Below are 12,378 nucleotides of genomic sequence, written 5' to 3' on the forward strand. Positions count from 1 at the left end.
GAGGCTCCCGCTTTGCGTTTCTCAGCCCTTGCTGGGACGGCGTTGCGGCTTCGGCGCGGTGACGCCGTCCGCGAGCTTGCGCGTGGTCAGCAAGAACGCGGTGTGCGCGATCATCCGGTGCTCGGGGCGCACCGCGAGACCGACGACGTGCCACGGGCGGACGAGCGTCTCCCACGCGTGGGGCTCCGTCCAGCACGTCATCTCTCGCAGGGCCTCCGTGACCGTGGAGAGCTGCGTGGTGGTGGCGACGTACACGACCAGAACGCCACCGGGGATGAGGTTCTTCGCGATCGTGGGCAGCACTTCCCACGGCGAAAGCATGTCGAGGATGACCCGGTCGACCTCGCCCTCGTGGTTCTTCACGTCGTCGACGGTGATCGACCAGTTGCCGGGGCGCTCGCCGAAGAACGTCTCCACGTTGCGGATCGCGTGGACCGCGTGGTCGTCGCGCACCTCGTACGACTGGACGCTGCCCTTCTCCCCCACCGCACGCAGCAGAGAGCACGACAACGCGCCGGAGCCCGCTCCTGCTTCCAGAACGCGCGCGCCGGGGAAGATGTCGCCGTACATGACGATCTGCGCGGCGTCCTTCGGGTAGATCACCTGCGCGCCACGCGGCATCGACAGCACGTAGTCCGGCAGCAGCGGGCGCAGCGCCAGGAAGTTCGTGCCGCCCACGGACGCCACGACCGAGCCCTCGGGCTGCCCGATGAGCGAGTCGTGCGGGATGGCGCCGCGGTGGGTGTGGTACTCCTTGCCGGGCTCGAGGACGACCGTGTAGTGCCGGCCCTTGGGGTCGGTCAGCTGAACCCGGTCACCCGGCTGGAACGGTCCACTTGCGCTAATCACCGCGCAATGGTGTCAAACGCCCTTCTCAATGGCCGCACGCAGGTCCTCCCTGCGCAGCACACCGGCGGGACGGCCCTCCAGGTCGACGACGAGGAACTGCCACGCCGCGGTGCCCTGGACGCGTTCCACGATCTCCTCGCCGGGCTCGTCGGCGAGCAGCACGGTCTCCGGCAGGATCGGCTCCGCGGCCTGCTCAGCGGGCGCGAACGGGCTCGAGGCGGCCAGCTTCTCCGCGGCCTCGGTGTCGAGCAGGCCCGCCGCCACGCCGTCCGCCCTGACCAGCACCACGCCCCGGCCCGCGGAGGTGCTCAGCGCGTCCTTGACGGGACTTTCGGCCGGCAGCTGGAGCACCGGCCGGATGAGGTCGGCGAGGGTGACACCGGCAGGCCACGTACGGCGTCGTTCGCTGGCCAGCTCGCTCTTCGCACCGGCGACGACGACCCACGCCGTGAGGGCGCACACGCCGAAACGCAGCCAACGGTCCTCCGCGCCTTCCGCCACGCCGTACAGCGCCCACGCCACCAATGCGATGGCAACGGCGAAACCACCGACCACGGCGACACGCGTGCCCATCGCTCGTTGCCCCGTCACGGCCCACACTCCCGCACGGACGATCCGCCCGCCGTCGAGCGGAAGGCCGGGCAACAGGTTGAACACGGCGACCGCGACGTTCGCGGCGGCGATCTGGAAGACCAGCACCCACACGACGTCGCCGGGTTCCATCACGAACGCGCCGAGGCCGAAGACCACCGCGAGCACCACGGACACGATCGGACCCGCGCCCGCGACGACGCCCTCGTGGCTGGGTTTGCCGGGCGTGCGCATGATCTCGGACAGTCCGCCCAGCAGGTACAGGCGCAGTCTTCTGACCGGAAGACCGAGCCGCAGCGCCGCGACGCAGTGGCCGAGCTCGTGCGCGAGCACCGAAAGCCCCAGGAACACGGCGAACAACGCCGCCAGCAGGAGACCGACGCCCGGTGGCGTGCCGGGGGCGAGGTCGTCGACGAGGGGTGCGTAGAAGGCGACCACGATCGCCGAGCCGACCCACCACGACGGCGCGAGCAGCACCGGGATGCCCGCCACCCGGAACAGCAGCAGGCCGCCCTCTCGTTCACTGATCCGCGCGGCCACGGGTGCACTGTAAGGCCGCAGGTGTGATCTCGCGGTCTGGTGGGGCGGCCGGATGCGGTCCCGTAATTGTCAGACCCCTGTCCTAGGGTTCGACCCATGAGCACCACGTTGCGCAGGCCCGCGCTGTCGCCGTCCCGGGCGGGGGACTTCAAGCAGTGCCCGCTGCTCTACCGGTTCCGCGCGGTCGACCGCCTGCCGGAGAAGCCGACGAAGGCCCAGGTGCGCGGCACTGTGGTGCACGCGGTGCTCGAGGACCTGTTCGCGCTGCCCGCCGCCGAACGCGTGCCGGACCGCGCCCGCACGATGATCGCGCCCGCGTGGGAGCGCGTGAAGGCGGAACGCCCGGAGTTCTCGACGTTGTTCGAGGTTCCCGGCGGCGAGGAGGAAGCAGAGTGGCTGGCGTCCGCGACCAAGCTGCTCGACGGCTACTTCGGCCTGGAGGACCCGCGCCGCCTCGAACCGGAGTCGCGCGAGCTGCTGGTCGAGTCCGAACTGCCCTCCGGCGTCCTGCTGCGCGGCTACATCGACAGGGTCGACGTGGCGCCGACGGGTGAGATCCGCGTGGTGGACTACAAAACCGGCGCCGCGCCCCGCGAGGTGGGCGAGGCGAAGGCGCTGTTCCAGATGAAGTTCTACGCCCTGGTCCTGTGGAAGCTGCGCGGCGTCGTCCCCCGCCAGCTGCGTCTGATGTACCTGGCCGACCGCCAGGCCCTGGCCTACACCCCGGACGAGTCGGAGCTCTCCCGCTTCGAACGCACCCTGGAAGCCATCTGGCAGGCCATCATGCGCGCGGCCCCGACCGGCGACTTCCGCCCGTCCCCCAGCCGCCTGTGCGACTACTGCGACCACAAGGCGTTCTGCCCCGCGTTCGACGGCACCCCGCCTCCCTACCCGGGCTGGCCGGAGCCGGACGACACCGAGCCCCTCCAGGACCGCGACTGATGAGCGCCTTCTACCTGCCCCTGAGCGACAACACGTTCCGCGCGACGGAGCACACCGTCGGCCCGTGGGGTCCCGAGAGCCAGCACCTGGGCCCGCCCTCCGCACTGCTGGTGCGCTCGCTGCTGGCCCTCGGCAGGCCTTCGGTGTCCCGCGTGACGTTCGAGGTCCTCGGCCCGGTCCCGGTGGCCGACCTGGCGGTGTCCACTTCGGTCGAACGCCCGGGCCGCTCCGTGGAACTGCTGTCGGCCTCACTGTCGTCCGAAGGCCGCGTGGTGCTCACGGCGCGTGCGTGGCACATCGTCGGTTCGGACACCACAGCCGTGGCAGGCGGCGAAGTCCCCGCGATGGCACCGCCGACGTCGGCCGCGCCGATGGAGATCCCGGACTTCTGGTCAGGCGGCTACCTGGCCGCCGTCGAATGGCTTTCCGTGTCCGGCGGCATCTTCACCCCCGGCGACGCCCAGGTGTGGGCCCGCCCGCGCGTGGCCGTCGTCGAGGGCTTCGAGCCGACCCCGCTGGAACGCCTGTTCTCGGTGGTGGACTCGGCCAGCGGCGTTTCGTCCCGTGTGGACATCCGCAAGTGGTACGCCATCAACACCGACCTGACGGTGCACCTGCACCGGCAACCCGTCGGCGAGTGGGTGGGCATGGACGCCCGCACCACCATCGGCCCGGACGGCGTCGGCCTGGCGACGAGCGTGGTGCACGACGTGGAGGGGCCAGTGGGGTCGACGGCGCAGGCGCTGTTCGTGCGCGAACGCTGAGACGCCCCCGCACGAACATCTCCCATCACAACGACAGTTCTTTCTTCTTGTCCTCCGCGGTTGCGCGGTCGTCTGCGCCGCGCAGCCACGTGGAGTACAGACCGGACAGCGCCAGGGCCACAGTGCCCACCGCTTCCGCGCTCACTCCCAGCGCCACCAGGGCGACCGCGGAGCCGAGCACGACGACGAGGGCGGCGAGATCGACCGCTCGCGACCTCGAGATGAACTGGCGACGCGACATCAAGACCTTCTTTCCGGGTTGCCCGACCGGATCCGAGTCTGTCGGCCGCCTGACTGCCGTGTACATTTGTCGCTGAGACAAAACACAATTGAGCGAGACAATGGAGCCGCGGTGCACCCCCGCCGACCGTCACGAGGCAGGCCGCGCACTGCCCCTGGTGGCGGCACCGTGGAGATCAACGAGTTGGCCCTGCACCTGCAGGAGCTGATGCGGTCGGCGAACATGTCCGTCAGCCGGCTGTGCGCCTCGTTCACCGAGGAGCAGTTCCGATCGGATCCGGACGCACCCGCGGCCGTCCCGAGCCGTGCGACGCTCTCTCGCCGCCTGAACGGCATCGGCCTGCTGGGGCAGCGGATGCTCGTCGAGGCGATCGTCGCCGCTTGCACCACACCGGAAACACACGCGGCCGCCCGGCAACGGGCCATGCGGCTCTTCCGCCGAGCCAGTCAGCAAGCCACCCCGCTCGACGCCGTGCCCACCCGGCAGGACGAGCTGACCAAGCTCCGCTCAGAGGTGGCACGACTGCGCCACCGGTTGTCGCACGGGAACACCAAGCACGAGGCGCTCACCAACCGGGTCCTCGAGCTTTCGCTGCACCTCGTCGAACAGGGCAAGGCACCTGAACGGGATGACGACACGTCCGACCCTCGCGTGGCTGCGTTCCAGCAGGTGCTCCAGCGGTCGGAGGACGCCCGCCGCCGGGCCGAACGGCTCGCCGAGTCACTCCAACGGCAGCTGGACGCGATCAGGACCCAGGCGCCGGCCACCGGACAGGTCCCGCCCGCCGAAGTCGCGCCACGCCCCGCAGATCCGGCGCCGGGCCCCGAGGACGTCGAGAGACTCGTGACGGCGATCCGGGAGATGGATCCGACGGGCACGAGGTTCGCGTCCGCCATCCGCAAGGCGCTCGACAGTCATCTGGACGGCCTGCACACCGGCCGCTTCCGGTGGGACCAGCTCTCCAGGGTCGAGAAGACGACCATCGGGGACCGGATCCGGCTGATGATCGGCCGGGAGTTCGCGTTCGCCGACGGGTCGGCGCTGGACTTCGAGCTCGACGGCATCGAGTTCGACTGCAAGGTCTCGCTGACGAAGGAATGGATGATCGCGCCGGAGGCCTTCTCCAAGCCCTGCTTGCTGATCTGGGCCAGCGACGTGCGGTCCGAGTGGGGCGCGGGCCTCCTGCAGATGACCGGAGACCTGCTCAGCGCCCCCAACAGAGACAACAAGAGGCGACTCACCCGGCAGGGCAAGGAGACGATCCGCTGGATTCACGAGAACGCTCCGCTCCCGCCCAACCTGCTCCTGCAACTGCCCGGCGACCAGGTGGACGCCGTCCTCGCGCCGCGTGCGGCGGCAGCACGGGTGTCCGAGCTGTTCCGCCGGGCACAAGGCCTCGTGATCGACATGACCGTGCTCCAGACGGTCACGATGGACAACCTCGCCGCCAAGCGGGTGCGGGAAGCGATCCGCGCCGTGCGCGCGGACGGCGTGCTCGTGCTGCGGGCGCGCCACGGCCACATCGCCCGGCAGCTGGGTTTGCCGGTGCCGGAAACCGGTCAGTTGGTGAGCGTGAGGGTCGTCCCCGCGGGGGAAGACGACGTGCTGGTCGCCACGATCGACGGGCAGCCGTGGCGCCCCGCCTATCCGGAAGACCCGATCGTCGAGGCACCACAGCTGTAGGACGTCACCGGTCCGCCGGGTCGAGATCCAGAGCGCCCATCAGCGCACGCACACACAGATCTCGCAGCTCCACCCGATCGAAAGCCTGACGCTCCAACCATTCCACGCACATCACGCGCACGAACTCCAGCCAGGCCAGCACAGCAGCGGCCGCCAGCGGGTTGGTCACGCCCGCCGCGTCGAGCAGCCTTCGTTGCAGGGCGGCGAACCCGCCCGTGGTCACCGCCTGCACCACCGGATCGTTCGCCAGCACGCGGTTCGCGGCCAGCACGACGTTGCGGTTGGCCTGGAAGTAGTCGACGTGGGCGTCGAGACCGACGGCGATCTGGTCGGCGAGGCTGCCGGTGCCCAGGTCCTCAACCTCTGTCAGCAGCTGGGCGGTGGCGCGCTCGTGCACGGCGGCGAACAGATCCCGCTTGCTGGAGAAGTGCCGGTAAAGCAGCGCGCGGGAGACGCCGGCCCTGGTCGCGACCTCCTCCATCAACACGTCGTCGTAGAGCTTCGCGGCGAACAACGAAGCACCCACGTCGATCAGCTGGAAACGGCGCGATTCCGGCGTCAACCTCACGCCGGGAGCTTAGTTGACACGCGTCTACCAAGCCGAGTAGACACGTGTCTACCAAGGGGGTGGGGATGGCCGCGACGCTGAGATGGCTCGCGTGGGCGATGGGAGTCGCCTGCGCGTTGATCGGGATCTACCACGTGGTGCTGGGGGTCGCCTCCGTGCCGGGTGAGGAGATGGCCGGCGCGACGGTCGACAGCCGCGAGCGCTTCTACAACGCGATCTTCTTCGGCTACGGGCTGGCGTGGATCTGGGCGGCCCGGCAGAAGCCGGTCCCCGCCACCGCCGTCCGGTGGCTGGCGGGCGTGTTCGCGCTGTCGGCTGTCGGAAGGCTGCTGTCTCTCGCCGTGCACGGGCAGCCGCACTGGTTCCAGATCCCGCTGATCGTCCTGGAAGTGGTGCTTCCTCCGGTCTTCTTCTGGCTCGCCTCCGCCGACGAGAAGCGCGTAACTTCAACGGGACTGTGAAGAGGTTCGCGAACCGGCAGGAGGCGGGCCGCGCCCTCGCCGCGCGACTCGCGGACCGGCCGTGGCACGACCCGCTGGTCCTCGGACTCCCCCGCGGCGGCGTCCCGGTGGCCAGGGAGGTCGCGAACCACCTCGGCGCCGAGCTCGACGTGGTGGTCGCGCGCAAGATCGGCGCACCCGGCCATCCCGAGTACGGGGTGGGCGCGGTGACGGCGGACAGCGAACCGATCTACGACCAGCGGGTGCTCAGGGCGTTGCGTCTCACCGAGGAACTGCTCGCCGGCACCTGCGATCGGGAACGCGACGAGGCCGCGCGGCGAACCGCCCTCTACCGCAAGGACAAGCCGCTCACCATCTCCGACCGCGACGTCATCCTCGTGGACGACGGGCTCGCCACCGGCGTCACCGCCAAGGCCGCGCTGCACTGGATCACCCGGCACGAACCGAGAAGCGTCACGCTCGCCGTGCCCGTGGCCGCCAGGGAGTCGCTCAGCACGTTCTCGACGCCGGTGGTCGCCGTGCTGGTCCCGCGGCACTTCGGCGCGGTCAGCCGCTGGTACGAGCGGTTCGATCAGACGACGGACGCCGAAGTGCTCAGCGCGCTCGAGTAGTGCTCCACCACCGGGAACGGCGAGTAGAACTTGTGCAGCAGCGACGACCAGCGCTCGTACGACGGCCCCTGCCGGAAGCCCACGGTGTGCGCCTCGAGCGACTCCCACCGCACCAGCAGCAGGTAGCGCGACGACGTCTCCAGGCACCGCAGCAGTTCGAGGCCGAGGAAGCCCGGCGAGGCGGAGATCAGCTCCCGCGCCTCGCCGAACGCCCACTCGAACTCGGACTCGCGGCCCGGCACCACGTCCAGGACCGCCTGCTCCAGGATCACAGCCGGCAGAACCTGATGTCCGAGGCCAGCACGGCCTTGGCACCGATCGCGGCCAGCTCGTCCATCACGCGGTTCGCGTCCTTGCGCGACACCATCGCCCGCACGGCCACCCAGTTCTCGTCGGCCAGCGGCGCGACCGTCGGCGACTCCAGACCCGGCGTCAGGGCGACCGCGTCGTCGAGGATCGTGCGCGGGCAGTCGTAGTCGAGCATCAGGTACTGCTGGGCGAACACGACACCCTGCAGGCGAGCCGTCAGCTGCTTCTTGGCCGCGGTCAGCTCGGAGCCGGCGCGGTGCACGAGCACCGCCTCGGACTCGCAGATCGGGTCGCCGAACGGCACCAGGTCGTGCTGGCGCAGGGTCCGGCCGGACCCCACGACGTCGGCGATCAGGTCCGCCACGCCGAGCTGGATCGAGATCTCGACGGCACCGTCGAGCCGGATCACCTTGGCGCTGATGCCCCGCGTCCTCAGGTCGCGGTTCACGAGCTTCGGGTACGCCGTGGCGAGGCGCTTGCCCTCCAGGTCCTCGACCTTCCAGTCCTTGCCCTTGGGCCCGGCGTAGCGGAAGGTCGACCCGCCGAAGCCCAGCGCCAGCAGCTCCTCGACGGAGGAGCCGTTGTCGTCGGCGCCGGAGTCGGCGGCGAGGTCGCGGCCGGTGATGCCCAGGTCGAGGTCACCGGACGCCACGTAGATCGCGATGTCCTTGGGACGCAAGAAGAAGAACTCGACGTCGTTGTTCGGGTCCAGCACGGTCAGGTCACGCGACTCGTGCCGCTGGCGGTATCCGGCCTCGGTCAGCATGGCGGAGGCGCGTTCGGTGAGCGCCCCCTTGTTCGGGACTGCTACGCGCAGCATGTGGAAGTCTCCGTCAGAGGTACTTGTAAACATCTTCGAGGGTCAGGCCGCGGCCCAGCATGATCACCTGGAGGCGGTACAGCAGCTGCGAGATCTCTTCGGCGAGCTTCTCGTCGGACTCGTACTCGGCGGCGATCCAGACCTCGCCCGCCTCCTCCAGGACCTTCTTGCCCTGCGCATGGACGCCGGCCTCGAGCGCTGCGACGGTGCCGGAACCCGCCGGCTTGGTGGCGGCTCGTTCGGTCAGTTCGGCGAACAGGGAGTCGAAGGTCTTCACGACGTGACATCCTCCCATCTCCCGCACCCCCGTCCACACCGCGGTCACATCTGTCCCAGGCCGTGGACGTGATCTGTCCTGCATGGACACCCGGTAGCGTGAATTCTCGTGTCGGAGTTCGCCGAAGTGCTCGAAGCGCTGCGCCGGGTGCGCGGAATCAACCCGTTCTTCGCCCTCGACGTGGGCCGCCCGGACCAGACGTGGCTGCCCGGATCGGCACTGCTGGAAGGCCCCGCGCTCAAGACGACCATCGACGCCATCGCCACCCGCTACCGGGCGGAGGAACCACGCGTCGCGGCGAGCCTGTTCTTCCTCAGCTACACAGCGCGGCTGCTCAGCCCTCTCACGGCGGCGAACCTCCCGATCGACGTGCGCCCGGAGAACCTGTGGTGGCACCACGACCCGGCGAACGGCCTGAGCGTCCGCATCGACGAGCCGCGGCTGGGCCCACCTGCCGCCGAGGCGCTCGAACCCGTGGTGGAAGCGATCCAGAGGATCACGCCCGTGGCGCGCGGATTGTTGTGGGGCAACGCCATGTCGAACATCGCGGGCGCGCTCAAAATGGTTGTGCGCGCACGGATGCTCACGGCCGAAGAAGCGGAACTTCGCGGCGCACGACTGATGAGCGCGCCACCGTTCGAACAGGCAGGGGAATTCATCCCCTTCCCCGGCGAGGTCACGTTCCGGCGTCGGAGCTGCTGCCTTTACTACCGCGTAGCCGCAGGTGGGAAGTGCGGCGACTGCCCACTCGTGAAGTGATGAACACGACAACTCTTATGGCCGGTTGTGTTTAAGCCACCGATCAACTTACGGTGCACGCGCCGCAGTGACGGGAAGCCGGTGTGAATCCGGCGCGGTCCTCGCCACTGTGACCGGGAAGCGATCCCCGCCGAGCACGTCACTGGTTCCACGCAGGAGCTGGGAAGACGCGGGGGCAGCGTTGATCCGGGAGTCAGGAGACCGGCTGCGGCGCCGCAAGGAGAGTTGACCTTCCACGAGGTATGGAGGAGCCCGTCATGACGAGCCCCGCAGCACATCTGTCCGCCGTCCGCGTGCCCAAGTGGGCCTTCGCCGCCGCCCTGCTCGGCCTGATCGTCACGTACCTGGTCCTGCAGGAGAACGGACTCGCGCTCGGTGCGAGCTCGGAGCTGCTGCACGAGTTCTTCCACGACGGCCGGCACGCGCTCGGCGTCCCGTGCCACTGATCCGCTGATCACGCACATGACGACGACGTACAAGTCCCTCGCTCTGCGGGGGATCGCGGCGGGCGGCATCGCCGGTGTCGCCTCCGCGCTCGTGCAACTGCTGGTGACCGAGATCCCGATTCGCGCCGCGCTGGCGGTCGAGGAGGCCAGGGAACCGGCTGGCGAGGGCCATTCGCACGGTGGCGAGGAAGCACTGGTCGGCCGCGGCGCCCAGGTCGTGGGCGGCATGCTCGGCGTGGTGATCGTCGGCATCGCCGTGGGCCTGGTGTTCGCCACGGCCTACGCGCTGTCGAAGCGCTGGTTCGTCGACCGCACGCCGTTCAGCCGCAGCCTCGCCTTCGGTGCCGCCGTGTTCGGCGCGGTGGCACTGCTGCCGTGGCTGAAGTACCCGGCCAACCCGCCCGCCGTGGGCGACCCGGAGACGGTGAACTACCGGACCGCGCTCTACCTCGGTGTGGTGGTGGCCGGTCTCGTGATCGTGTGGGGAGCGAGCCTGCTGGCCGAACGGCTGCGCGCGCAGCCACAGCCGGTGCGCGTCACCGCGGTGCTGCTCGCGGTGGCCGCGGCCGTCGCGGTGGTGCTGGTGGCGTTCCCCGCGCCGCCGGACACGATCCCCGCGGACATGCCGGTGAACGTGCTGTGGCAGTTCCGCCTCAGCTCGCTCGCCCAGCTCGCCACGCTCTACGTCGGTCTCGGCGTGGTGTTCGGCCTGCTGATCGACCCGGCCACGCGCAGGGCCAAGGCCTCCGAGAAGGCCGCAGTCGCCTGATGGTGTGGGGTGGTCGCGCGCGGCCACCCCACACCGAGGTCAGTCCGCCTACACGATCACACGGACGTAGAACGGATCACCGTCGATGATCCGGTCGTAGGAGTACCACGCACTGAGCCAGGTGCCCGCGGCCTCGTTGTCGTCCCCGAGGATCGACTTGACCGAGAAGTTGCGCAGCGGGTTGTGCGTCGCCGAAGCGCCCTCCCTGGTGGTCGCGAACGGGTACTCGTCGCACTGGTGGCCGGGCTTCGGGTACTCGCCGGGAGGCAGTTCCGTCTCGCACGCCGCAAATGCGCTCTGCCTGTTCTTCTGGCGCCACTCCCTGTCGTGGTAGAGGCGGTGCAGTGGCGCGCGTCCGATGGCACCAGGGATGTCCTTGCCCGCGACCCTCGGACAGGTCTCGCCCGGTCGCTCCATCGCCTGCTTGTAGTGCATGCCGGACGCCTGCATCGCCGCGAACTCGGGTGTGGCGATCGGGAAGTTGATCACCGCGTTGACGTCCGGGAAGATCGCACCCTGACCGCCGGTGAACGCGTTGTACTTCAGGTAGTCGGCGGAGTCGAAGCGCACGCGGTTCTTGGGCGTGTCGAGGTCACGCCTGCTGTTGTTCGGCGCCGTCGCGGTCACGTGCACCCAGGCGTTGCCGTACCCGACCCGATCGGGGTTGAGGTCCGTGACGGGTGGTTCAGCGCCCACGACCTTCATGCGCGCCTCGTTGTTCGCGTCCCACTCGGAGATCGAACGCTCCACTGAGGACAGACTGCTGTCCGGTGCGCAGTCGTCCGGTTGTACCAGGGAATCGCACCGCATCTCCACCTTGATCTTCATCAGGCGGTCGGCGACTGAGACGTCCTCAAAATCGGAGACGAAAACCCGGTAGAGCGACTCGCGGAAGTGCGTGTTGCCCTCGCCGATCACCGTCACCAGGTACACGACCCGTCTGCCGAAGCACAGCGGCCCCCAGCAGTGCATCTTGTAGTTGATCGAAGCGTTGCCGCTCCAGCAGTACGAGTAGTGGTTCTTGATCTGCCCCGGCGGGTTCTCCTCCGCGCCGGGGTTGCGGCACTGGTCGAACGTGAAGTGGTCGTACTTGAAATCCGGCGGGGTCCAGGACGCACCCATCTGAGGCTTCGGCTTCAACTGCAGGTCGGCGTACGTGCCGCTGCGGCCGTGTTCGGCCTGCAAGGACGTCAGATCGCGCAACTTCGGCGTCTCCTGCGACGGGGTGGCGGTTCCGGTGTCCGCACCACCCGAGTTGATCTCGACCAGTTTCTGGCCCTGGTCGAGGTAGACGGCCGTCCAGGTGCCGTTCGCCAAACCAGCGCCGTTGATCATGTTGTTGCCGCCGTTGAGCGGTGCGCCCTGCTGGGCGAGATCGTCCCAGCCCTGAGCGCCCGCCGCTGGATCCACACCGAACCGGCCACGGCTGATCTTGTTACCGGTACCGATGGACAAGATCGTCAGCATTCCGCTCGGCTCGAGGATCACCGCAGTTCAGGAATCGTGCGGTAGGTCGCCGGTCCGCCCACGCCGTCGACCGAGGCGTGCAACCAGCGGCTGGTGTGCCGCGAGATGTGCTCCAGCCTGTTGTCGGTCGTCCCGATCACGAGCGGCGGATACTTGGCCGGCACCTTGGGTCCGACGTCGGCAGTTGCTCCGGTTGTAGCCGAGACCAGTGTTCCCGCCGCAAGTGCGGTCACCGTCAGAATCCTCGTCAAGCGGCCCGAAAATGGGCGCAACAAATTTCG

The 12,378-nt window shown here is 69.2% G+C and carries 17 protein-coding genes and 1 riboswitch; of the genes, 8 read left to right on the forward strand and 9 right to left on the reverse strand.

Annotation, left to right across the window (positions count from 1 at the left end; translation table 11 throughout):
* Window positions 1-21: 21 nt before the first annotated feature.
* On the reverse strand, window positions 22-846 hold the full coding sequence (locus tag AOM45_RS41615; protein ID WP_201780169.1) for a tRNA (adenine-N1)-methyltransferase: 825 nt from the start codon (window positions 844-846) through the stop codon (window positions 22-24).
* A 15-nt stretch (window positions 847-861) separates the two neighbouring features.
* Complete coding sequence (locus tag AOM45_RS41620) at window positions 862-1,980, reverse strand: site-2 protease family protein (RefSeq protein ID WP_030471508.1); 1,119 nt, start codon at window positions 1,978-1,980, stop codon at window positions 862-864.
* A gap of 96 nt (window positions 1,981-2,076) precedes the next feature.
* Between AOM45_RS41620 and AOM45_RS41625 the strand changes: the two genes are divergently transcribed.
* On the forward strand, window positions 2,077-2,922 hold the full coding sequence (locus AOM45_RS41625; RefSeq protein ID WP_030471507.1) for a RecB family exonuclease: 846 nt from the start codon (window positions 2,077-2,079) through the stop codon (window positions 2,920-2,922).
* Window positions 2,919-3,686 (forward strand): thioesterase family protein, encoded by a 768-nt coding sequence (locus AOM45_RS41630; protein WP_162185733.1) that lies wholly within the window; start codon window positions 2,919-2,921, stop codon window positions 3,684-3,686. The genes AOM45_RS41625 and AOM45_RS41630 overlap by 4 nt, the downstream gene beginning before the upstream one ends.
* Window positions 3,687-3,711: 25 nt before the next feature.
* On the opposite strand, the gene AOM45_RS41635 is transcribed toward AOM45_RS41630, so the two are convergent.
* Window positions 3,712-3,927, reverse strand: a complete 216-nt coding sequence (locus AOM45_RS41635) for a hypothetical protein (protein ID WP_156094217.1) — start codon at window positions 3,925-3,927, stop codon at window positions 3,712-3,714.
* 168 nt (window positions 3,928-4,095) lie between these two features.
* Here AOM45_RS41635 and AOM45_RS50200 point away from each other — a divergent pair, with 168 nt between their 5' ends.
* Complete coding sequence (locus AOM45_RS50200; protein WP_081902547.1) at window positions 4,096-5,610, forward strand: NaeI family type II restriction endonuclease; 1,515 nt, start codon at window positions 4,096-4,098, stop codon at window positions 5,608-5,610.
* 4 nt (window positions 5,611-5,614) lie between these two features.
* Here AOM45_RS50200 and AOM45_RS41645 read toward each other — a convergent pair whose 3' ends face one another.
* On the reverse strand, window positions 5,615-6,178 hold the full coding sequence (locus AOM45_RS41645; protein WP_030471503.1) for a TetR/AcrR family transcriptional regulator: 564 nt from the start codon (window positions 6,176-6,178) through the stop codon (window positions 5,615-5,617).
* Between the two features lie 65 nt (window positions 6,179-6,243).
* Here AOM45_RS41645 and AOM45_RS41650 point away from each other — a divergent pair, with 65 nt between their 5' ends.
* A complete protein-coding gene (locus AOM45_RS41650; RefSeq protein ID WP_030471502.1) occupies window positions 6,244-6,639 on the forward strand; it encodes a DUF4345 domain-containing protein in 396 nt (131 codons plus the stop codon).
* Entirely contained in the window at window positions 6,636-7,250 is a 615-nt protein-coding gene (locus AOM45_RS41655) for a phosphoribosyltransferase (protein WP_030471501.1), read from the forward strand. The genes AOM45_RS41650 and AOM45_RS41655 overlap by 4 nt, the downstream gene beginning before the upstream one ends.
* Here AOM45_RS41655 and AOM45_RS41660 read toward each other — a convergent pair.
* From AOM45_RS41660 to AOM45_RS41670, 3 genes are read right to left on the reverse strand one after another with little or no spacing between them, the layout of a single operon-like run.
* Window positions 7,211-7,522 carry an antibiotic biosynthesis monooxygenase family protein gene (locus AOM45_RS41660; RefSeq protein ID WP_030471500.1) on the reverse strand — a complete coding sequence of 104 codons (312 nt, stop codon included), beginning with the start codon at window positions 7,520-7,522 and terminating at the stop codon, window positions 7,211-7,213. The two genes, AOM45_RS41655 and AOM45_RS41660, sit on opposite strands and share 40 nt — an antisense overlap.
* Window positions 7,519-8,379, reverse strand: a complete 861-nt coding sequence (hisG, locus tag AOM45_RS41665; RefSeq protein WP_030471499.1) for an ATP phosphoribosyltransferase — start codon at window positions 8,377-8,379, stop codon at window positions 7,519-7,521. Before hisG ends, AOM45_RS41660 begins: the two co-directional genes overlap by 4 nt.
* 13 nt (window positions 8,380-8,392) lie before the next feature.
* Window positions 8,393-8,656, reverse strand: coding sequence for a phosphoribosyl-ATP diphosphatase (locus AOM45_RS41670; RefSeq protein WP_030471498.1), 264 nt, complete (start codon window positions 8,654-8,656; stop codon window positions 8,393-8,395).
* 108 nt (window positions 8,657-8,764) lie between these two features.
* On the opposite strand from AOM45_RS41670, the gene AOM45_RS41675 reads away from it, so the two are divergent.
* From AOM45_RS41675 to AOM45_RS41685, 3 genes are all read left to right on the forward strand, one after another.
* Window positions 8,765-9,415 (forward strand): (2Fe-2S)-binding protein, encoded by a 651-nt coding sequence (locus tag AOM45_RS41675; protein ID WP_030471497.1) that lies wholly within the window; start codon window positions 8,765-8,767, stop codon window positions 9,413-9,415.
* Window positions 9,416-9,463: 48 nt separating this feature from the next.
* Window positions 9,464-9,639, forward strand: a riboswitch (cobalamin riboswitch).
* Between the two features lie 33 nt (window positions 9,640-9,672).
* Window positions 9,673-9,861 (forward strand): CbtB domain-containing protein, encoded by a 189-nt coding sequence (locus AOM45_RS41680; protein WP_030471496.1) that lies wholly within the window; start codon window positions 9,673-9,675, stop codon window positions 9,859-9,861.
* A gap of 16 nt (window positions 9,862-9,877) precedes the next feature.
* Entirely contained in the window at window positions 9,878-10,630 is a 753-nt protein-coding gene (locus tag AOM45_RS41685) for a CbtA family protein (protein WP_030471495.1), read from the forward strand.
* Between the two features lie 48 nt (window positions 10,631-10,678).
* On the opposite strand, the gene AOM45_RS41690 is transcribed toward AOM45_RS41685, so the two are convergent.
* Window positions 10,679-12,085 (reverse strand): NucA/NucB deoxyribonuclease domain-containing protein, encoded by a 1,407-nt coding sequence (locus AOM45_RS41690; RefSeq protein WP_162185732.1) that lies wholly within the window; start codon window positions 12,083-12,085, stop codon window positions 10,679-10,681.
* Between the two features lie 29 nt (window positions 12,086-12,114).
* Window positions 12,115-12,330: a hypothetical protein gene (locus AOM45_RS51435; protein ID WP_156094216.1), complete on the reverse strand. Its 216-nt coding sequence runs from the start codon at window positions 12,328-12,330 to the stop codon at window positions 12,115-12,117.
* Window positions 12,331-12,378: the final 48 nt, after the last annotated feature.

Origin of the sequence: Lentzea aerocolonigenes (genome assembly GCF_000974445.1) — a bacterium.
Taxonomy (GTDB): Bacteria; Actinomycetota; Actinomycetes; order Mycobacteriales; family Pseudonocardiaceae; genus Lentzea; species Lentzea aerocolonigenes.

Bases quoted from the DNA above. Each gene is read 5' to 3' on its own strand.
- AOM45_RS41685 (WP_030471495.1), top strand. From the start codon at position 9,878: ATGACGACGACGTACAAGTCCCTCGCTCTGCGGGGGATCGCGGCGGGC.
- hisG (WP_030471499.1), bottom strand. From the start codon at position 8,379: ATGCTGCGCGTAGCAGTCCCGAACAAGGGGGCGCTCACCGAACGCGCC.
- AOM45_RS41650 (WP_030471502.1), top strand. From the start codon at position 6,244: ATGGCCGCGACGCTGAGATGGCTCGCGTGGGCGATGGGAGTCGCCTGC.
- AOM45_RS41635 (WP_156094217.1), bottom strand. From the start codon at position 3,927: ATGTCGCGTCGCCAGTTCATCTCGAGGTCGCGAGCGGTCGATCTCGCC.
- AOM45_RS41625 (WP_030471507.1), top strand. From the start codon at position 2,077: ATGAGCACCACGTTGCGCAGGCCCGCGCTGTCGCCGTCCCGGGCGGGG.
- AOM45_RS41680 (WP_030471496.1), top strand. From the start codon at position 9,673: ATGACGAGCCCCGCAGCACATCTGTCCGCCGTCCGCGTGCCCAAGTGG.